We start from the raw sequence: 22,461 nt of genomic DNA, 5'->3' as shown, positions 1-22,461 counted from the left end.
ACGCGCCGCCGGCCCGCGCCACCGCGTACATGGCCACCACCAGCTCCACCGAACGCGGCATCGCCAGCACCACCAGCGATTCCGGGCCCACGCCGGTACCGATCAGGAAGCGGGCCAGGCGGTTGACCCGCTCGGACAGCTGCGCGTAGGTCAGCTCGACCGGCACCGGATCCTCGGCCACCAGGGCGAGGGCGTTCGGGCTGCGGCGCACCTGGTTGTCGAAACCCTCGTGCAGGAAACGGTCGGCCACCTTGTGGCCGCTGGCATTCCAGCTCGCGGTGACGTAGTCGAGTTCGCCGGCGTCCAGCAGCTCGATATCTCCGACCGGCGTGGCCGGGTCGGCGAGTGCGGCACGAAGCAGCCGGAGGAACTTCACGGCGAACTCGCGGACCGTCGGCGCATCGAACAGGTCCGTGGCATAGGTGAATTCGGCACGGTAGCCGTCGCCGGAGTCCGAGATGGTGAGTTGCAGGTCGAACTTGGCGAATTCGGCGCCGAAGTCCACCGTCTCGGCGGTGAGTCCCGGCAGTTCCAGGGCGAGCGGGCCGAGGTTCTGCATGAACAGCGCCACCTGGAACAGCGGGTGCCTGGCCTGGGAGCGGGCCGGGTTCAGCACCTCGACCAGACGCTCGAACGGGACGTCGCTGTGGGCGAAGGCGCGCAGATCGCGGTCGCGGGCATGGGCGAGCAGATCGGCGAAGGGTAGCCCGGCGGGCACATCGGTGCGCAGCACGAGGGTGTTGACGAACATGCCGACCAGATCGTCCAGTTCGGCCGCACCACGACCCGCGACCGGGGTGCCGATGGCGATATCGGTGGTGCCGGACAGCCGGGCCAGCAGGGCGGCGAGCGCGGCGTGCAGCACCATGAACGGGGTGGAGCGAGTCTCGGCGGCCAGGCGGTCGATATCGGCACGCAGCCGGGCGTCGATGCCGAATTCGTGGACCGCGCCCCGATAGGAGGCCTGCTCCGGACGCGGACGGTCCGCCGGAAGATCGAGCTGCGCGGGCAGATCGGCCAGTTCGGCGGTCCAGAATTCGAGCTGCCGCGCGGCCACCGATGCGGGATCGGCGTCGTCGCCGAGCATCTGCTGCTGCCACAGCGCGTAATCGGCGTACTGCACCGCCAAGGGTGCCCACTGCGGTGCGTGCCCCTCGCGGCGGGCCGCGTAGGCGATGATCAGATCGCGCAGGAGCGGGCCCATGGACACACCGTCGGCGGCGATGTGGTGCGCCACCAGCACCAGCGTGTGATCGTCGGTGGCCGCGCGCAGCAGCCGGATCCGCACCGGGACCTGCTCGGCCACATCGAATCCGATGCCCGCGGTCTCCCGCACCGCGGCGGCGATATCCGCCATCGGCTCCGCGGCGAGCTCGACGACCGCGACCGGGCGCACCTTCTGGACCGGACCGTCCTCGTGCCGGGGATAGACCGTGCGCAAGACCTCATGGCGGCCGAGCAGATCGGTGACCGCCGCCGACATGGCGTCGAGGTCCAGTTCGCCGCGCAACCGCAGGGCCACCGGAATGTTGTCGACCGCGGCGGTGGCGCCGCCGGATTCGACGGCGAATCGGTTGAGGAACCACATCCGCCGCTGCGCCGGGGACAGCGGAACCCGGTCCGGGGGGGGGGGCGGGAAGGCTGCGGGGGGGGGGGGTGGGGTGGGGGTCGGTGGGGCCTCGGCTGTGCGACGGACCGCCGCCGCTGCCGGGCTGCCGCCGACTTCGGCCGCGGTCGGTTCGATCGATGCCGCACCCGCTGCGCCGCTGCCGAGTCCTGCGGTTGATGCGACCCCCGCGGCCGCGCGCCCATTGCCCGGTGCGAGCACCGCCAGGCCGGCGGGGGTGGGGTTGTCGAAGAAATCACGCACGTCGACGGTCGTGTCGAGGGCCGCGTTGATGCGGGCCAGCGCCCGGGTGGCGATGAGTGAGTTGCCGCCGAGGGCGAAGAAGTCGTCGTCAGCGCCGATGCGGTCGCGGCCGAGCAGGTCGGCGAAGATGGCGGCGACGGCGCGCTCGGATTCGGTCGCCGGTTCGCGGTATTCGGTGGTGGCGGTGCCGAAATCGGGTTCGGGCAGCGCACGGCGATCGAGTTTGCCGCTCGGGTTCAGCGGCATCTCGTCCAACACGATGACCTTGGCCGGGACCATGTAGTCGGGCAGCCGCTTGCGGACCGCGTCGAGCAGCGCAGCGGGATCGAGCGCGGCGGTATCCGGCGATGTGCCCGGACGGGTGCCTCGGCGTGCGCCGACCACATAGGCGACGAGCTGATCGCCTGCCGGCGAGTGATGCACGACGGCAGCCGCTTGGGCGACCTCGTCCTGGTCCAGCAGGGCCGCCTCGATTTCGCCCAGCTCGATCCGCAGCCCGCGCACCTTGACCTGGAAGTCGATGCGGCCCAGGTATTCCAGTTCATCGGGGCCGCCGTCGCTGCCCGGTGCCCACCGGACCAGGTCGCCGGTGCGGTACATGCGGTCGCCGGGGGCGCCCTCGGGGTTGGCGACGAAACGGTCAGCGGTGAGCCCTGGCCTGCAGAGGTAGCCGCGAGCCAGTTGCACGCCCGCCAGGTACAGCTCACCCACCACGCCGGTGGGGACGGGACGCAGGTTGTCGTCGAGGACCAGCAGGTCGGTGTCGTCGGCGGCGGTGCCGATCGGCACGCTGACACGGTCGGCGCCGGTCACCTCGTGCGCGGTGACGTCGACCGCCGCCTCGGTGGGCCCGTACAGGTTGTGCAGGGTGGCGCCGCTGATCTCGCGGAACGCCGCCGCGGTCGCCGCGGGCAGCGCCTCACCGGAGGCGAAGACCAGCCGCAGACTGTCGACGGATTCCGCGACATCGGGCTCGGCCACGAACACCGACAGCATCGACGGCACGAAATGAGCCACCGTCACCCCGGATTCGCGGATCGCGCGCGCGAGGTAGGCCGGATCCCGATGCCCTTCCGGGCGCGCGATCACCAGCCGGGCCCCCACCTGCAACGGCCAGAAGAACTCCCACACCGACACGTCGAAGGTGAACGGGGTCTTCTGCAACACCACATCGTCGGCGCCCAACCGGTACAGCCGTTGCCGCCAGCGCAGATTCGCCACGATCGCGCGATGCGAAACGGCGACCCCCTTGGGCCGGCCGGTGGAGCCGGAGGTGAAGATGACGTAGGCGATATTGTCCGGAGAAACGGTGGGCCAGCACGTGTCAGGGGCCGCGACAGCCTGATCGACCGTGCTGTTCACCTCGAAGCCTGCGCCCGGCCGATCCCCGGCCCCACCACCCTCGACGCACAACGTCGGCACGGTGGTCTCGAACGCCGACCGGTCTGCCGCGGTGGTGAGCACGACCGCCGGACGCGCGACATCGAGGACGTAGGCGATCCGGTCGGCGGGGTGATCCGGATCGATCGGGACGTATCCCCCGCCCGCCTTCACCGTCGCGTACATGCCGACCAGCAGCTCCAGCGAACGGCGCAGCGCGAGCCCGACCAGCACATCCGGGCCGACGCCGAGGTCACGCAAGCGGCGGGCGAGGGCGTCGACGCGGGCGCTGAACTCGGCGTAGGTGAGGGTGGCGCCCGCGAACTCCAGCGCGACGGCGTCCGGGGTGCGGCGCACCTGCTCCTCGAACAGGCTGATCAGCGTCTCGGCCGGGGCGAGTGGTGTCAGCACCGGTGCGGCGGCGATGACGGCGTCGGTCAGCAGCCGCTCCAGCAGTTCGCCGAGCCCGCCGTCGCCGGATTCCAGCAGCGCCGGGAACCGCCCGGACACCACGATCGGCAGCAGTTCTCCCGCGCCGAGCGCACCGCCCATGGCCTCGTCCAGTGCCGTCAGCTCGGCGGCCAGCTCCGCGTACCCGATCGCGGTCCCCTCGTGCGCGATGGCGGCGCGGTCGGGTTCGAGCTCGGCCACCGTGCGAACGAGCCCGGGCAGATCGTCGATACCGTAGGCGCGCCGCAAAGCGACCAGATCACCCGCAGCGCCGTCCATGCCGATCGAACCGGCCGCGATCGAATCCGCGTGAGTCATCAGCAGTTTCCTTCCGAATCGACGTTCGAGGTGGTGGTGCTCGCCGCGCGCCCGCCGGGTGGGGTGGTGTCGCTGGGCGGGGTCGTGTCGCCGCGCGACACGGCGGGATCGGTCGCGGCGCTGTCGGGTACAGCGATGTCGGACGCGGCGCGGTCGGGCGCGCCGGATGTCGGCGTGGCGATGATTTCGGCGGCCGCCGTCCGCAGGTTCGCGGTGGCGGTCGCCAAGCCGTCGGCGCCGAGCGCGGCCAGGACACCGGGGACCAGTCCGGCCAGACCGACGTTGATGAGCGTCTCCGGCTTCGCGGCCGCGCCCATCGCCTTGCCGACCGCGGCGATCTTCGCGGCGAGCTGCCCGAAGCTGACGGTGCTGTCGCCGTGCGTGAAGGCGATGCCGTCCGGGCGGATGGCGGCCGCGGCGGCAACCAGTGCCGGGAGGTCGGCAGGTGTGTGCGCCGGCGAACCTGAGACCCCGGCTGGAACGGTCACGTCCGCATCGCCCGGAGCACTCGAGCCCTCCATCGACTCCGAGCGCACTCCCGCAGCCGGCACGTCCCGTGCGGAAGTCCTGACTGTCGCGGATCGACCTGCGCGTTCGGCATCCGTGCGGATATCGATCGCTCGCACACTTATCTCCGGGTCGGCGGCGATGGCGTCGATGACCAGGAGCAACCGCTCGGCGAAGCGGCGGACGGTGTCGGCGTCGAAAATGTCGGTGGCATAGCCGAACTGGAAGTCCAGCCCGGCCCGGCCGGGGCGTTCGATGCCGGTGAGGTGCAGATCGAACTTGGCTTCGGCGAGGCCGAGATCGAGGGCACGCACTTCCAGTCCGGGCAGATTCACCACGCTGTGCGGCATGTTCTGGTAGGTGAACATCACCTGGAACAGCGGGGTGTAGCTGCTGGAGCGGGTGCGGCCCAGCGCATCGACGACCTGCTCGAAGGGGATGTCGGCGTTCGCCAGTGCGCGCAGGTCCCGGCGGCCGGTGTCGCGCAGCAGGTCGGCGAAGCGGGTGCGCGGGTCGACCTCGGTGCGCAGTGCGACGGTGTTGACGAACATGCCGATGAGGTCGTCGAGTGCGCGTTCACCGCGTCCGGCCACCGGCGCGCCGATGACGATGTCGGTGCTGCCGGTCAGTTTCGCCAGCAGCACCGCCAGAGCGCAGTGGATCAGCGAGAAGACCGTCGTGCCCTGAGCGCGGGCGATCACATCGAGTGCGGCCAACCGCTCCGCGTCGATGGTGAATTCGGTGGTGCCACCGCGCATGTCGCGCCTGGCGGGCCGAGGACGGTCGGTGGGCAGGGCGAGTAGTTCGGGTGCGTCGCGCAGTTCGCCGGTCCAGTACGCGAGCTGGCGCGCCGCCGAGCTGTCCGGGTCGTCGCTCGCACCGAGCAGCTCGTGCTGCCATTCGCTGAAGTCGCTGTACTGGATGGCCGGCGGCTGCCAGTCCGGAGCGCGCCCCGCGGCGCGTGCCAGGTACGCGGTGACCAGATCGCGGGTCATCGGCGCGATGGAGTAACCGTCGGCGCTGATGTGGTGTAGCACCACCACCAGGACGTGGTCGTCAGAGGCGAGCCGGAACAGTGCGGCCCGCACCGGCGGCGCGGCGGTGATATCGAAGCCGGTGGCGACGAATTCGTCGATGGTGGCCGCGAGGGCGGGCTCGGACACCGGCGTCGGCGTCAGGTCGAACGCGACCGCATCGGCGGCGAGCACCTCCTGAATCGGTCCGCCGTCGGTATCCGGGTAACGGGTGCGCAGCACTTCGTGTCGGTCGAGCACGTCGGTGATCGCGGCGGTGAGCGCGGCGACATCGAGTGCGCCGGTCAGCCGCAACGCGGCGGGCACGTGGTAGGCCGAGGAGTCCGGCGTGAGCCGGCTGACCACCCACATGCGCTGCTGCGCGGGTGAGAGCCGGGCGGGGCCGGCATCGGTGCGAGGCAGCAACGGCGGGCGTGCGGTGCCCTCCGACGATTTCAGTGCCGCGGCCAGCCCCGCGACCGTCGGCGCCTCGAAGACGGCCGCGACCGGTACCTGCCTGCCGAGGGCGGCACCGAGACGTGCGGTCAGCCTCGTCGCCATCAGCGAATTGCCGCCGAGCGCGAAGAAGTCGTCGTCCGCTCCGATGGTCCGCGCGCCGATGATCTCGGCGAAGGTCTCCGCGACGAGCCGTTCGAGCTCGCCGGCCGGCGCCCGGAATTCGGCCTCGGTGAAGACCGGTTCGGGCAGTCGAGCCCGGTCGACCTTGCCGTTGGCGTTCAACGGCAGCGCGTCGAGCACCATGATCGCCGAGGGCACCATGTAGGCCGGCAGCCCGGCCGTCAACGCCGCCCGCAGCTGGTCGTCGAGATCGGAATCCGCCTGCGGTGCAGCCACATAGGCGATCAGCCGGTCGCCCGATAGGGCAGCACGCCGGGCGACGGCCACCGCCGCCCGCACCCGCGGATCGCGCCGCAACGCCGCTTCGATCTCGCCGAGCTCGATCCGGAAGCCGCCGATCTGCACCTGGAAATCCGCGCGCTCGAGGTATTCCAGATTCCCGTCGGGCAGTCTGCGCACGATATCGCCGGTGCGGTACATCCTGGCGCCGGTGCCGTGCGGGTCGGCGACGAACCGATCCGCGGTCAGGCCGGGGCGTCCGTGGTAGCCGCGGGCCAGTTGCGCACCGGACAGGTACAGCTCACCGGCCACCCCGATCGGCACGGGACGCAGCCGGGCGTCGAGCACATGGACGCCGCTGTTCCACACCGGACGCCCGATCGGCACGGTGTGTGCCAGCTCGCCCGCCACCGGGTAGGCCGTGATCGACACCGCGGCCTCGGTCGGCCCGTAGAGGTTGTACAGGCGTGCGCCCGATTCGGATGCGCCCGGACGCGCGGGAGCAGGCGACGGCGCATCCGCCTCGGCGACGTGATCCCCGGCCTCCCGTGCGCATGCCGCGAATTCGGCGGCAGTGGCCGCGGGCAGCGCCTCGCCGATCGCGAGCACATGGCGCAGGGACGCAGGCAGCGGCCGACCGGCGGCCACCAGCATGCCGATCAGCGACGGCACCGCGTGCAGCACCGTGACCTCGTGTTCGGTGATGAGCGCACGCAGCCGGTCCGGATCGCGTTCGCTGCCGGGTGCGGTGATGACGAGCGTGCCTCCGGTCGTCAACGGCGACCACAGCTCCCACACCGACAGATCGAAGGTCGCCGGGGTCTTGAGCAGGGCGCGGTTGTCCCGGCCGAGGCCGAAATACCGGCGCAGCCAGATCAACTGGTTCACCACGGCGGCGTGCGGGACGGTCACGCCCTTCGGCAGGCCGGTCGAGCCGGAGGTGAAGATGAGGTACGCCGGATGTTCGGGCCGCAGCGGCCGGATCCGGTCGGCGTCCCGCAGGGGTGTGGCATCGCCGCCGAGTTCGAGCCGGTCCAGGACCAGCACCGGGACATCGGTCTCGATCGGCATGCCGTCGGCGGCCGTGGTGAGCACGCACACCGGCGCGGCGGTGGTGACGATATGGCGGATGCGGTCGACCGGATGATCGGGGTCGATCGGCACATACGCCCCGCCCGCCCGCACCACCGCGTACATGGCGAGCACCAATTCCACCGAGCGGCGCAGGGCGAGCACGACCGTGGTCTCCGGGCCGACGCCGTGCGCGATGAGGGTGCGCGCAAGACGATTCACCCGGGCGTCGACCTCGCCGTAACGCAGGTGCGCGCCGCTGACAGTGTCGATGAGCGCCGTTCGATCGGCATCGGTGGCCGCGAAGACCGCCAGATCGGCCAGCGTGACCGCGGGAACCGGGTACGCGGTCTCGTTCCAGCGCGCGAGCTGCGCGTGATCGTTCTCGCCGAGGAGATCGATCTCGCCGACCGGCAGTTCCGGGTGCGCCGCGACGGCGGCCAGGACGCGATGCAGGTGATCGAGGATGCGTTCGGCGGTGCCGGAGTCGAACAGATCGGTGGCGTAGCCGAGGGCCAGCTCGATGCCGGCTGCGGCGCCATCGGCGGCGTACTGATCTACCGCGAACAGATGCAGATCGAATTGTGCTGTCGCACTGTCGAACTCGATCTCGTCGATGTCGAGGCCAGGCAACCGCAGTTCGCCGCGTTCGTGATTCTGGAACGAATAGCCCACCTGGAACAGCGGATGCCGCGCGGTGGAACGGCGCGGGTTCAGCACCTCGACCAGCCGCTCGAACGGCACATCCGCGTGTGAGAGGGCGGCCAGATCGGTTTCCCGGGCGCGGGTGAGCAGCGCATCGAACGGTTCGGCGCCGTCGACCGCGGTGCGCAGCACCAGCGTATTGACGAACATGCCGATGACGTCGTCGAGTTCGGCCGCGCCGCGTCCGGCCACCGGGGTACCGACAGCGATATCGCCGGTGCCCGACAGCCGCGCCAGCAGGGCGGCGAAGGCCGCGTGCACCACCATGAACAGCGTGGCGCCGTTGCGGCGGCCGAGTGCGGTCAGTGCCGCGTGCAGTTCCGCATCGACGGTGCGGGCGATCTTCGCACCACGCAGGCTCTGCTTGGCCGGGCGCGGACGGTCGGTGGGCAGGGTCAGCTGATCGGGCAGCCCGGCGAGGGCGTCCTTCCAGAAGGCGAGCTGCCGGGCCGCGAGCGACTCCGGGTCGTCCTCGGCTCCGAGCAGCCGGTGCTGCCACAGCGCGTAATCGACGTACTGCACCGCGAGCGGGTTCCAGCACGGAGCGCACTGGTCGAGCCGCGCCGAGTACGCCGCCATCAGGTCCCGGACGAAGGGGGCGATGGAGGAGCCGTCGGCAGCGATGTGATGCAGCACCGCGGCGAAGACGAACTCGGTGTCGCTCAGCCGCAGCAGCCGCATCCGCACCGGGATCTCGGCGGCGATGTCGAAGGTGGTCTCGGCCAGCTCCCGGATCCGCGCGGGCAGCTCGGCCTCGGTCACCGGCTCCGGCTCGACGGCCGGGATCGCCTCGGCCGTCGGCACGATCAGCTGTTCGGCGGTGCCGTCGACCTCCGGGTACCGGGTACGCAGCGATTCGTGCCTGGCGATCACATCGGCGACCGCGGCCCGCAGCGCGGCGACATCGAGGGCGCCGGTCAACCGGAGCGCCAGCGGGATGTTGTAGGCGGTCGACGCGCGGTCGAAGCGGTTGAGGAACCACATGCGCTGCTGCGCCGGCGACAGCGGCAGCCGCGCCGGACGTGCCCCAGCGATCAGCGGCGGACGGCTCGGCTCGGCGTCGTCGGCGCCGGCCAGCGCGGCCAGTTCGGCGACTCGCGAATGCTCGAACAGCGCGCGCACCCCGACCGTGCGGCCGAACGCCGCCCCGATCCGCGCGGCCGCCTTCGCCGCGAGCAGCGAACTGCCGCCGAGATCGAAGAAATCGTCGTCGGCGCCGACCCGGTGCCCGGCGCCGGTGCCGAGCCCGAGCACCTCCGCGAACACCCCCGCCACGATCTCCTCGGCCGGTGTGGCGGGCTTGCGATAGGCGGTGCCCTCGAACACCGGCGCGGGCAGGGCGGCCCGATCCAGCTTCCCGTTGACCGTCAACGGAATCCGCTCGACCCGCACGATCGCCGCGGGCACCATGTGCTCGGGCAGCCTGCGCGCCAGCCCCTGCCGCAGCGCGGCGAGATCGACCGCACCCGGCGCGACCAGGTAGGCGACGATCCGCGCCTCGTCGGCGAGATCGGTGCGCACCACGACGGCGGCCTCCCGGACTACAGCCCGGCCGCCCGCGGACGCGGCGGAGCCGTTCGCGCCAGCGTTCGGCACGGCACCGGCGCGCCCGCTGTCAGCACCGCCGGGCAGGGCCGCGCCCGACGTCGTCCGGCTCGAATCCCCCGGCCCACCGTCCACCGACGCCTCATCGGGCCGCGAGGCCTCGGCCGGTCCCGTCGTCCCGTCGTCCAGCGCTGCTCGGCCGGGCGCCGCGCCATCGAACAGAGCCGATCGGTCCAGCGGCAGCGCAGTACCCGGCCGCGCCGCCTCATCGGCCGGCGCCGACAGATCCTGCAGCGCGGCCTCGTCCAGCAGCGCCGCCTCGATCTCACCCAGCTCGATCCGGAACCCGCGCAGATTCACCTGCTGATCGGCGCGGCCCAGGTATTCCAGTTCGCCGTCGGCGGTCCAGCGGGCGAGGTCGCCGGAGCGGTAGGCCAGGGAGCCGTCGGCAGCGTAGGGGTCGGCGACGAAGCGGGCGGCGGTCAGGGCGGGTCTGCCGAGGTAGCCGCGGGCCAACTGGCCACCGGAGACATAGATTTCGCCGGGCACGCCCACCGGCACCGGACGCAGCCGGTCATCGAGCAGCCGCACCGCCAGCCCCGGCAGCGCACCACCGATGACGCTGGCCGAGCCGGTGCCCGCCTCGATCGGCCGGTACGACACGTGCACCGTGGTCTCGGTGATGCCGTACATGTTCACCAGTCGCGGCGTGCGCTGGTAGCGCGCGAACCAGCCGGTCAACCGCTGCGGCTCGAGTGCTTCACCACCGAAGATCACGTAGCGCAGCGCGAGGTCGTCGCGGGCGGGTTCGGCCAGATCGGCGGCCGCGAGCTGATAGAACGCCGACGGGGTCTGATTGAGCACGGTCACGCCTTCGGCGGCGAGCAGTTCGCGGAACTGCTGCGGCGAGCGCGAGGTGTAGTAGTCGACGACGACCAGCGTTCCGCCGTGCAGCAGCGCACCCCATAGCTCCCACACCGAGAAGTCGAAGGCATAGGAGTGGAACAGCGTCCATACATCCGAGGGCCCGAACTCGAAGTGGCGCTGGGTGTTGTCGAGCAGTCGCAGCACATTGCGGTGCGGGACGACGACGCCCTTGGGCCGTCCGGTGGAGCCGGAGGTGTAGATGACGTAGGCGGTCGCGGCCGGATCGAGTGGTGCGCGACGGTCGGCGTCACCGATCGGCGCGCAGCGACCCTGGCCGGCGTTCTCCGGGTCGGCGGGATCGGTGACGGCGATGTCGATGACGGGCCCGCCGAACCATCCGCGCGCGAGTTCGGTCGTCGCACTGGTGATGGCGCACACCGGGCGGGCGTCGTCGAGGACGTATTCGATCCGGTCGGCCGGGTAGGCGGGATCGATCGGCAGATAGCCGCCGCCTGCCTTGACCACCGCCAGCAGCGCGACCACCAGTTCCGCCGAGCGCGGCAATGCCACCGCGACAAGGGTTTCCGGGCCCACTCCGGCGGCGATGAGCCGCCGCGCCAGTCGATTCGACCAGTCATCGAGTTCGGCGTAGGTCAGTGTGCGGTGGTCGGCACGCACCGCGACCGCCGCCGGGTCGAGTGCGGCGGCGCGGGCGAACCGCTCGGCGAGTGTGCCGTCGGCCGCGCGGTCGTCGCCGGTGACCGGCCATTCGTAGAGCGCGCGATGCTGTTCCTCGGCGGAGAGCATCTGGATATCGCCCACCACCACGGTCGCATCGGCCGCGACCGCCGCGAGCACCTGGGTGAAGCGGCGGCCGAGCACGGCGACGGTGTCCGCGTCGAACAGATCGGTGGCGTAGGTGATGTCGATGTCCATGCCGTCGGCGCGGCCGTCCGGATCGGATTCGCGGACGGTGAACTGGAGATCGAATTTCGCCGCACCGGCGTCGAATTCGAGCGGCCGGACGGTCAGCTCGGGCAATTCCATGGCGGGCAGGGCGAAGTTCTGGAAGGTCAACGCCACCTGGAACAGCGGATGACGGTTACGTGCGCGGGTCGGCGCGACCAGGTCGACCAACTGGTCGAAGGGCACCTCGGCGTGCGAGAGCGCGTCCAGATCGACGGCCCGCACCTGGTCGAGCAGGGTCTCGAAGCGCAGCCTGGTGTCGATGTGGGTGCGCAGGACGAGCGTGTTGACGAACATGCCGACCAGCCCATCCAGCTCGGGTGCACCCCGTCCGGCCACGGGAGTACCGATGGCGATATCGGCGCTGCCGGACAGCCGCGACAGCAGCACCGCCAGCGCGGCGTGCACGGTGCCGAACAACGTGGTCTCCCGTTTGCGGGCGAGTTCGCGCAGTTCGCTGTGCAGTTCGGCGTCGATGCGCAGCCGGAAGGTGGCGCCGCGATGACTGGTGACAGCGGGCCGCGGCCGGTCGGTGGGCAGTTCGAGCTGCTCGGGCAGGCCGTCGAGGGTGCGGCGCCAGTGCTCGAGCGCGCGCCGATGCTCGTCGGAGTCGGCGCGGTCGTGCTGCCAGAGCGTGTAGTCGGCGTACTGCACGGGCAGCGCGTCCCATACGGGGGCGCGTCCGCCGCGGCGGGCGGAGTAGGCCGTCATCAGGTCGCGGGCCAGCGGTCCGAGCGAGAAGCCGTCGGCACTGATGTGGTGCAGGACCAGTGCCAGCACATGATCGGTGGGGGCGAGGGTGAACAGCGCCGCCCGCAACGGAGTTTCCGTGGTCAGGTCGAACGGTTCGGCCGCCAGCGCGGTGAGCCGCTGCGATAGCTCGGTAGCGGTAGCGGTCTCGGTACGCAGGACGATCGCGGGCCCGGCGGCGTGGCCACCCGCGGCCGGCAGGATGCGCTGCTCGGGCCCCTCCGGACCGTCCGGGTAGACGGTGCGCAGCGTTTCGTGACGTCCGACGATGTCCGTCAGGGCGGCGGCGAGGGCTGCGCGATCCAGCTCGCCGGTCAACCGCAACGCCACCGGGATGTTGTCGACGGCATCGCCAACGCCGGTGTCCTCGCTGAGGAAACGGTTGAGGAACCACATCCGCTGCTGCGCCGGCGACAAAGGAATCCGGGCCGGTCGCTCCCGCCGCACCAGCGGGCGCCCGGCCCTGGTGCCGCGCCGAGCCAGCGCACGGACGGCGAACGCGGCGACGGTCGGCGCGTCGAACAACTCCCGCACACCGAGCTCGGCGTCCAATGCGGTCGCCACCCGGGCGACGACCTGCGTCGCGTTCAGTGAGTTGCCGCCGAGGGCGAAGAAATCGTCATCCAGGCCGGCCCGCTCGATGCCGAGTACCGCGGCGAACGCCTCGGCCACGAGCTGCTCGGCGTCGGTGCTCGGCGCCCGGAAAACGGCCGCCTCGTGCACGGGGGCGGGCAGGGCTGTGCGGTCCAGCTTGCCGGAGGCATTGACCGGGAACTCGTCGAGCACCACGAACGCGGACGGGCGCATATACGACGGGAGTCGCTCGGCCAGCGCGGCCCGCACCGCCGCCAGGTCGATCTCGGCGTCCCGCTCGGCGAGCAGGTACCCCACCAGCTGCTCGCCCGTGGCGGCAGCCGCGCGCAGCAGGACGACCGAACGGGCGACACCGGCGAGCTCGTCGAGTGCCGCCTCGATCTCCCCGAGTTCGATCCGCTGACCACGCAGTTTCACCTGGAAATCGCTGCGGCCCAGGTACTCCAGCTCGCCGTCGCGGTTCCAGGCCACCACGTCGCCGGTGCGGTACATGCGCCCGCCGGGGCCGAAGGGGTTGGCCACGAACCGATCGGCCGTCAGATCCGAGCGGCCGATGTAGCCGCGCGCCAATTGCGCCCCCGCCAGGTACAGCTCGCCCGCGACACCCGGCGGCACCGGGTGCAGCCGCGAGTCCAGCACGTACACCTGGGTGTTGAACACCGGCGAACCGATGGGCACCGACACCGTGTCGGCCTCGGTGACCTCGTGGCAGGTGACGTCGACCGCGGCCTCGGTCGGGCCGTACAGGTTGTGCAGCCGCGCGCCGGTCAGTTCGCGCAGCCGGTGCGCGGGACCGGCGGGCAGCGCCTCACCGGAGGCGAACACCATCCGCAGCGACGTGCAGCGGCCGGGTTCGGCCATCGCGGGTGAGCCAACGAACGCGGCAAGCATGGACGGCACGAAGTGCGCCACCGTGACGCCCTCGGCATCGATGACCTCGGCCAGATACGCGGGGTCGCGGTGCCCCTCCGGCTCGGCAAGCACCAGTCGCGCACCGATCTGCAAGGGCCAGAAGAACTCCCACACCGACACATCGAAAGTGGACGGCGTCTTCTGCAACACCACGTCCGAGGCGTCGAGCCCGTACGCCGACTGCATCCACACCAGACGGTTCACGATCGCCGCATGCGTGACCGCGACGCCCTTGGGCCTGCCCGTCGACCCCGAGGTGAAGAGCACGTACGCCGTGTGCGCGGCGGTCAGCGTGCCGAGGCGGTCAGCGTCGGTCAACGGCGCGTCCGAATAGTCGGAGGTGTCGAACTGGTCGACGTCGAGCACCGCCCACCGCCGCGCCTCGTCGCCGTCGGCCAGGTCCAAGCCGTCGGTGGAGCGGGTGAGCACGCACACCGGCCGCGCTGTCCGCAGCACATGACCGATCCGTTCGGCCGGATGCTCGGGATCCACCGGCACATATGCGCCACCGGCGGTGATCACCGCGTACATCGCGACCACCTGATCCAGCGACCGCGGCATCGCCACCGCGACCCGGCTGTCGGGGCGCACACCGATGGAGACCAGCAGCCTGGCCAGCCGATTCACTCGACCGGCGAAGTCCGCGTAATTCATGGTCGCCGCGCGCTGCGGCACACCGGGATACACCAGCGCGACCGTGTCCGGGGTGCGGGCGGCCTGCGCCTCGAACAGCGACACCAGCGTCTGCCCCGCGGGCACCTCGGCCGCGGTGGCGTTCCAGGTATCGAGCACCAGCGCGCGCTCGGCCGGGCTCATCACCTCCAGATCGCCCACCGGACGCTGCGGATCGGCGAGCGCCGCGGCCAGCAGCAGCCGCAGCCGGTCGGCGAAGGTGGCGACGGTGCCCGCGTCGAACAGATCGGTCGCGTATTCGAAGACCGCGTCGAGCCCGGCCGGCCCGTCGCCGTCCACGGTTTCGGTGATCGTCAGGTGCAGGTCGAATTTCGCGGTGCCGGTATCGAGATCGAGCCGGGTGGCCGTGACACCGGCCAATTCCAGGCGTGTCGTCGCGGTGTTCTGCACATCGAGCATCACCTGGAACAGCGGATGCCGTGCCGCCGAACGCGGCGGGTTCACCACCTCGACCAGCCGCTCGAACGGGACGTCGGCGTGCGCGAAGGCCCGCAGATCGCCGTCGCGGACCGCCTCGAGCAGCTCGGTGAAGCTGCGATCGGGAGGCACCTGCGAACGGAGCACCAGCGTGTTGACGAACATGCCGACCAGCTCGTCCAGCGCCTGATCACCGCGACCGGCGACCGGGGTGCCGAGGGCGATATCGGTGTGCCCGGTCAGGCGCGACAGCAGCGCTGCGAAGGCGGCGTGCACGACCATGAACAGCGAGGCGTTCGAGCGGCGCGCCACAGCGCGGATGCCGCGATGGGTGGCGGCGTCGATGGTGAAGGCGTACCGCGCGCCGCGGCCGGTCGCGACGGCCGGACGGGGACGGTCGGCGGGGAGATCCAGCACATCGGGTAGCTGCGCCAGCTCCGCCGACCAGAACCGGATCTGTTCGGCGAGTAGTGAATCCGGGTCGTCCTCGGCGCCGAGTACCTCGCGCTGCCAGAGCGTGTAATCGGCGTACTGCACCGGCAGCGGCGCCCAGTCCGGCGCGGTCGCGGCACAGCGGGCGCCGTAGGCGCGCATGAGGTCGCGGGTGAGCGGCGCGATCGACCAGCCGTCGGCGCTGATGTGATGCATCGACACGACCAGGACGTGGTCGCCGGCGGCCAGGCGCAGCAGGGTCAGGCGCACCGGTGGTTCCCGGTCGACGCGGAACGGGGTGGCGGCTTCGGCTCGGATCCGGTGGTCGAGCCGGTCGGGCGCGATGTCGTCGAACCGCATGGGCGTGCCTGCGGGCAGGACGCGCTGGCACGCAACCCCGTGCACCGCCGGGTACACCGTGCGCAGCGTTTCGTGCCGTTCGATGACGTCGGCCACCGCCGCACGCAGGGCTTCCCGATCGAGCGTCCCCGTCAACCGGACGGCGGCGGTCAGATTGTCGGCGACCGATTCGGCGTCGAACTGGTTGAGGAACCACATGCGTTGCTGTGCGTACGACAGCGGCACCAACTCGGGCCGCTCCCGCGCGACCAGGGCGGGCCGCGCTCGGCCACCATCGCCCTCGCCCAGCCGGGCGGCGAGCGCGCCGACCGTCGGGGATTCGAACAGCATCCGTACCGGCACATCGGTATCGAGCAGGGCGGCGATGCGGGCCGCGATCTGGGTGGCGACCAGCGAGTTTCCGCCGAGGGCGAAGAAATCGTCGTCGAGGCCGACCCGGTCGGCGCCGAGGGCCTGCGCGAAGATCTCCGCCACCGTGCGCTCGGCCCGGGTGACGGGTGCACGGAAGGTCGCGGTGGCCAGCTCGGGATCGGGCAGCGCCTTGCGATCGAGCTTGCCCGAGCTGGTCAGCGGCATCGCGTCCAGCCGGACGTAGGCGCCGGGCACCATGTACGAGGGCAGCACCGCACGCAGCCGGGAATCGAGTACTGCCGTCGGGTCGGTATCGGAATCGCCGGTCACCACATACGCCACCAGCAGCTCACCGGCGGTGTGCCGGTACACCCGCGCGGCGGCCGAGCGCACCTCGGGGCATGCGCTCAGCGCTGCCTCGATCTCACCGAGCTCGATGCGCTGGCCGCGCAGTTTGACCTGGAAATCGCTGCGGCCCAGGTATTCCAGTTCGCCCGCCCGGTTGCGCCGCACCAGGTCGCCCGTGCGGTACATCCGCGCACCGGCCGGGCCGTAGGGATTGGCGACGAAACGGGCCGCACTCAGATCAGCGCGTCCGTGGTAGCCGCGCGCCACCTGCACACCGGACAGGTACAGTTCGCCCACCACGGTGTCGGGCACCGGACGCAGGCGGGCGTCGAGCACGAGCACCTGACTGCCCGGCACCGGGCGGCCGATCGGTACCGAGCCATCGACCTGCGGCGATACCGGCGCATGGGTGGCGTGGACGGTGAATTCGGTCGGGCCGTAGAGGTTGTGCAACGCCGCGGAACTCACCGCGGCGAACGCGGCCGCTGCCGCACCGGTCATCGCCTCGCCGGCCACCAGCACCGTGCGCAGCGAGGCCAGCGCTGCGGCGGGCGCGGTCTCGGCGAAGACCGTCAGCATGGACGGCACGAACGAGGTCATGCTCACCCGCTGCGCCGCGATGGTCGCGGCCAGGTAGCCGGGATCGCGGTGCCCGCCGGGTGCGGCGACGACCAGCCGCGCGCCCACCGCCGTCGGGGCGAACAGCTCCCACACCGAGACATCGAAGGTGGCGGGCGTCTTGAACAGGACCACATCGTCGGGAGTGATGTCGTATTCGGTGGTGATCCAATCGATCTGGTTGACGACCGAGGCGTGCTGCACCGCGACGCCCTTGGGGCGCCCGGTGGAACCGGAGGTGAAGATGACATAGGCGGTGTGCGCCGATCGGAGCGGTGCGCGCCGCTCCGCATCGGTGACGGGCGCGGTCGAGTACTCGGCGAGCTCGTCGTCGACGGTCAGTACGGCAACATCTGTGCCGGTCCAGGTATCGCACGAGCGGACGAGCACGCACACCGGACGCGCCGTCTCCAGCACCTGGCCGATGCGCGCGGCAGGCTGCTCGGGGTCGAGCGGAACGTACCCGCCGCCCGCGATGAGCACGGCGTACGCGGCGATCACGAATTCCGCCGAACGGGGCATGTCCAGCGCGACAAGCGTTTCAGGCCCGACACCGGCGGCGATCAGGCGGCGCGCGAGCCGGTTGACGCGCCCGGCGAGTTCGGCGTAGGTGAGCTGCTGGTCACCGTCGACGAGGGCGATGGCGGCCGGCCGACGCTCGGCTTGGTAGGTGAAGGCGTCCAACAGGGTCGGTTCGCCCGGCGCGGGAATCCGCCTGTGCGGGGGCAGGTCTGGCAGGTTGCCTGCGCCGAGAGAGACGGCGGTGGCCACATCGACCGCGATCGCGCGCCGCTTCGGCCGCACCGCCGTCGCGTCCCCGGAGGCGAGCACCCGCCGTTGTTCGGCGGCGTCGAGCAGCGGTAGATCGGCGACTACGCGCTCGGTCTCCTCGACGATCGCCCGCAGCACCCGCAGCAGCAGACGCGCGTATTCTTCGATGGTTTCCGCATCGAAAAGATCTGTGGCGTAGGTGAATTCGGCGGGCACCCCGGTCGGCGCCGGACCTTCCCTGTGTCCGGCCCCGCCGAGGTGATCGGTGACCGTGAGTTGAAGATCGAACTTGGTCACGCCGGTGTCCAGGGTACTGGTCCGCGCCGCGATACCGGGGAGTTCGAAGCTGATGTCGCCCGTGTTGTCGAAGGAGAACAACACTTGGAACAGGGGGTGCCTGGCCTGCGACCGTGGCGGGTTGATGGCGTCGACCAGTTGCTCGAACGGCAGGTCGGCATGGGCGAAGGCCGCCAGATCGGCCGCCTTGACCTCGGTGAGCAGGTGTTCGACGGTGCCGTCGGGGTCGATGACGGTGCGCAGCGGCAGGGTGTTGACGAACATGCCGATCAGGTCGTCGAGGGCGCGATCACCGCGGCCCGCGACGGGTGTGCCGATCACGATGTCGTCGGCGCAGGCCAGGCGCGACAGCAGTGCCGCGAATCCGGCGTGCAACACCATGAACGTCGACAGCTGGTGCGTGCGCGCGGTTTCGGTGAGCGCGGTGTACAGCTCGGCCGGGATCTCGAATCGATGGATGGCGCCACGGGCGGAGGCGACGGCCGGGCGCGGGCGGTCGGCGGGAAGTTCGAGCAGATCGGGGGCGCCGGCGAGCGTGGTGGTCCAGAAATCCAGCTGCCGTCCCAGCGGTGCGGCCGGGTCGGCGGCCGAGCCGAGCAGCTCGCGCTGCCACATGCTGTAGTCCGCGTACTGCACCGGCAGCGGCGTCGGTGCGGGGACGGCGCCGTCGCGGCGGGCGGTGTAGGCGCCCATGACGTCGCGCGCCAGGACCCGCAGCGAGAGCCCGTCCGCGGCGATGTGGTGCACGACGACGGCCAGGGCGACGCTGCCGTCGTCCACCACGAAAACACGCGCACGGAACGGTATCTCGCGTTCGAGATCGAAACCGGCCGACGCGAACGCCGCGAGTTCGCCGTCCAGCGCGTCCGCGCCGATCGCTTCGGGCGTCACCACGAACTGCGCCGGCTCGAGCACCACCTGATGGGCGGCCGATCCGGCGGCGTCCACCCCGGGCGGGGTCGCCGGGAAGACCGTGCGCAGCACCTCGTGGCGTTGCACCAGGTCGCCGAGGGCGGCGCCGAGGGCGGGCAGATCCACCGCGCCGCGCAGCCGCACCACGAACGGCATGTTGTAGCTCGCGCTCGTGTCCTCGAACCGGTTGAGGAACCAGATCCGCTGCTGCGCGGGCGAGAGCGGCACATACTCCGGACGCGGCCGGGCGTACAGCGGCGCGAGCGCACCGGAATCGGCGCGCTGCTCGATCAGCTCGGCCAGCCCCGCCACCGTGGACGCGGCGAACAGTTCGCGCACCCCGAGCCGGCAGCCGAGGTCGGCGCCGAGCCGGGCCGCCACCTGGGTGGCGATCAGGCTGTTGCCGCCGAGAGCGAAGAAGTCGTCGTCGCGGCCGATCCGCTGCTGTCCGAGCAGTTCGGTGAACACCGCGGCCACCGCCTGCTCCACGGGAGTGGCGGGGGCGGTGTATTCCGCGGTGCCGCGCTGCGGTGCGGGTAGCGCGGCCCGGTCGAGCTTGCCGGAGGCATTGACCGGCAGCGCGTCCAGCACCACGTACGCGGCGGGCACCATGTACCCGGGCAGTGCCCGCGCCGCGGCGGCCCGCAACCGCTCCGGGGTCACCGTGTCCGGTTCGGCTTCCACCACATAGGCCACCAGCTGTTCGCCGACGCCGTGGTCGTCGCGCACCACGACCACCGCCCGCACCACCGAGTCCACGGCGGCCAGCACGGCCTCGATCTCGCCCGGTTCGATCCGCAGCCCGCGCAGCTTCACCTGGAAATCGGTGCGACCGAGATATTCCAGTTCACCGTTGGTCGTCCAGCGCACCACATCGCCGGTGCGGTACAGCCGCTCCCCCGGCTGATCGCCGAACGGATCGGCGACGAACCGGGCCGCCGTCAGGCCGGGCGCACCCGCATATCCCCGGGCGAGCTGTACCCCCGACAGATACAGCTCACCCGGCGCCCCGACCGGTACCGGACGCAACCGCGAATCCAGCGCGTAGACCCGAGTGTTGAACACCGGGGCGCCGATCGGCACCGAAACGGTATCGGCGTCGGTCACCTCGTGGAAGGTGACGTCCACCGCCGCTTCGGTCGGACCGTACAGGTTGTGCAGCCGGGCGCCGGTCAGCACCCGTAGCCGCTGGGCGAGCGAGGCGGGTAGCGCCTCGCCGGAAGCGAACACCGTGCGCAGCGAGGGCTCGGCGGCCATGTCCTGGTGCGCCAGGAACGCCTCGAGCATGGACGGCACGAAATGTGCGGTGGTGACGCCGTATTCGGCGATCACCGCGCGCAGGTGGGCGGGGTCGCGGTGGCCGTCGGGCTGGGCCAGCACCAGCGTCGCGCCGATCTGCAGCGGCCAGAAGAATTCCCACACCGACACGTCGAAGGTGGCAGGCGTCTTCTGCAACACCACATCGGCCGGGGTGAGCCGATAGGCGCGCTGCATCCACACCAGCCGGTTCACGATCGCGGCATGCGAGACCACGACGCCCTTGGGTTTGCCGGTGGAGCCGGAGGTGAAGATCACGTAGGCCGGATGGGCCGGGCGCAGTGCGGTGCCGCGTTCCCGGTCCCAGATAGGGCCGGTGGGGCCGTCGGCGGGCAGTTCGTCGAGGTCGAGCACCGGCACCACGCCGTCGGCCAGATCCGGCCGGTCACCCGCGGTGAGCACACAGGCCGGACGCGCGGTCGCGATGATGTGCGCGGTGCGGTCGGCCGGATGGTCGGGGTCCAGCGGCACATAGGCGGCCCCCGCGGCGAGCACCGCGTACATGGCGATCACCAGCTCCGGTGAGCGCCGGATATGCAGCCCCACCAGCGACTCCGGGCCGACCGCGCGCGCGATCAACGCCCTGGCCAGCCGATTCGCCCGGGCCGCGAGCTCGGCGTAGGTCAGGTCGGGGCTGCCGGCGAAGCGCAGCGCGACCGCGTCCGGGGTGCGCGCCACCTGCGCCTCGAACATCGACACCAGCGTGGCGCGCGGGTCCACCGGATGGCCGGTGGCGTTCCAGATCTTGGTGCTGACCTCCAGCTCCAGCTCGGTGGCGACCTCGACACCGGCCAGGGGCGCGTCCAGGTCGGTCGCGAGCAGCCGGTCCAGGTACCCGATGAAGCGGGCGTGGTGCCGGGCGATGTCGTCGGCGTCGTAGAGGTTGGGATTGGCCTCGAAGTCGACGTGCACCCGGTCGCGTTCGCCGTAGTAGACGTTGAGGCTCAGATCCTCCACCGGCCCGGTGGACAGCACGTGGTACTGGCCGGTCGCCGTGCCGAGGGTGAGGTCGCTGCGGAACAGCATGATGTTGGCCAGCGGACCGAACAGGGCGCGCCGGGCCGGGCGCCCGTCGTGCTCGGCGTCGCGGCGGATGTCCTCGGCCCGGTAGCGCTGGTGCCGCAGCGCGCCCGCGACCTCCACCCGGGTGGCGTGCAGCAGCTCGCCCCAGCTGCCGCCGGTCGACAGCCGCAAGGGCACGATATTGGACAGCATGCCCGCCGAGCGGCGCATCACCGCGGTGGTGCGAGCGGTCACCGGCAGGCTGAGCACGGCGTCATTGCGGTCGGTGAGCCGGCCGAGATAGGCGGCGAAGGCGGCGAGCAGCACCACCGCCGGGGTCGAATCCTGGCTCGCGGCCAGGGTGTTCATCCGTTGGGTGAGCGCCTCGGGCAGCGGCCGTCCGGCGATGAGGTTGGCCGCGGCGCGCGGCGCGGTGCGGCCGTCGAGGCTGGTCGGTGCATCCAGCCCGGCCACCCGTTCGGCCCAGTGCGTGCGGTCGGCGCCGAAACGGGAGCTGTCGCGATAGGCGTGCTCGCCCTCGACCAGCGTCGCAAGGGTGGCGGGTGAGACCGGCTCCGGCTCGCGTCCGAGCACCCGCGCGGTGTAACGCTCGGCCACCCGCATGGTGTTGGTGAGTGCGCCGAATCCGTCGAGGATGATGTGGTGCGCGCGCAGATACCAGAAATAGCGGTCGGCCTCGACCCGCAGCAGCGCGCCCGCGAAAAGCTGATCGTGGAGTAGATCGACCGGCGTACTGGATTCGGCCCGCATCCATTCTTTCGCTGCCGCAATCGGATCGGGATACGAACGGACATCGATCAACGGAATGTGGACCGAGGCCTGCGCGTCGACCCACTGGTACGGCACCCCGTCGGCTTCCCCGATGCGAACCAGCACCGATTCGTACTCACGCGCCGCCTCGATCGAAACCTCTTGCAGCAGTTCGGCGTCCACCGCACCACGCACGTCCACGTATTGCGCCACATTGATCGGCACCTGCGGATCGAGGAGCTGGGCGTACCAGACTCCCAGCTGCGCGGGTGCGAGCGGGAAGCGGGCCGGCGCGGATGTTCGCGCCTCGGTATGCAGCGTCGCCTGCTTCCGCGCGCTGGGTCCACCCAACTCCGTACCGTGCAC

At 71.3% G+C, this 22,461-nt stretch carries 2 protein-coding genes (1 of these 2 cut by a window edge); both read right to left on the bottom strand.

Features of this window, described 5'->3' with window-relative positions; translation table 11 throughout:
- Positions 1–4,018, bottom strand: the 5' end (the start) of a protein-coding gene (locus AC5W7N_RS08440; protein WP_495923473.1) for a non-ribosomal peptide synthase/polyketide synthase. 21,668 nt of this gene lie to the left of the window's left edge; 4,018 of the gene's 25,686 nt are visible here — the first part of the coding sequence; its start codon is at positions 4,016–4,018; its stop codon lies off the left edge, out of view.
- Entirely contained in the window at positions 4,018–22,461 is an 18,444-nt protein-coding gene (locus tag AC5W7N_RS08435; RefSeq protein ID WP_495923472.1) for a non-ribosomal peptide synthase/polyketide synthase, read from the bottom strand. The genes AC5W7N_RS08440 and AC5W7N_RS08435 overlap by 1 nt, the downstream gene beginning before the upstream one ends.

Source organism: Nocardia sp. CDC519 (genome assembly GCF_059509835.1).
Note: the sequence above shows the minus strand (reverse complement) of the source record. Positions and strands in the feature narration are given on the sequence as shown.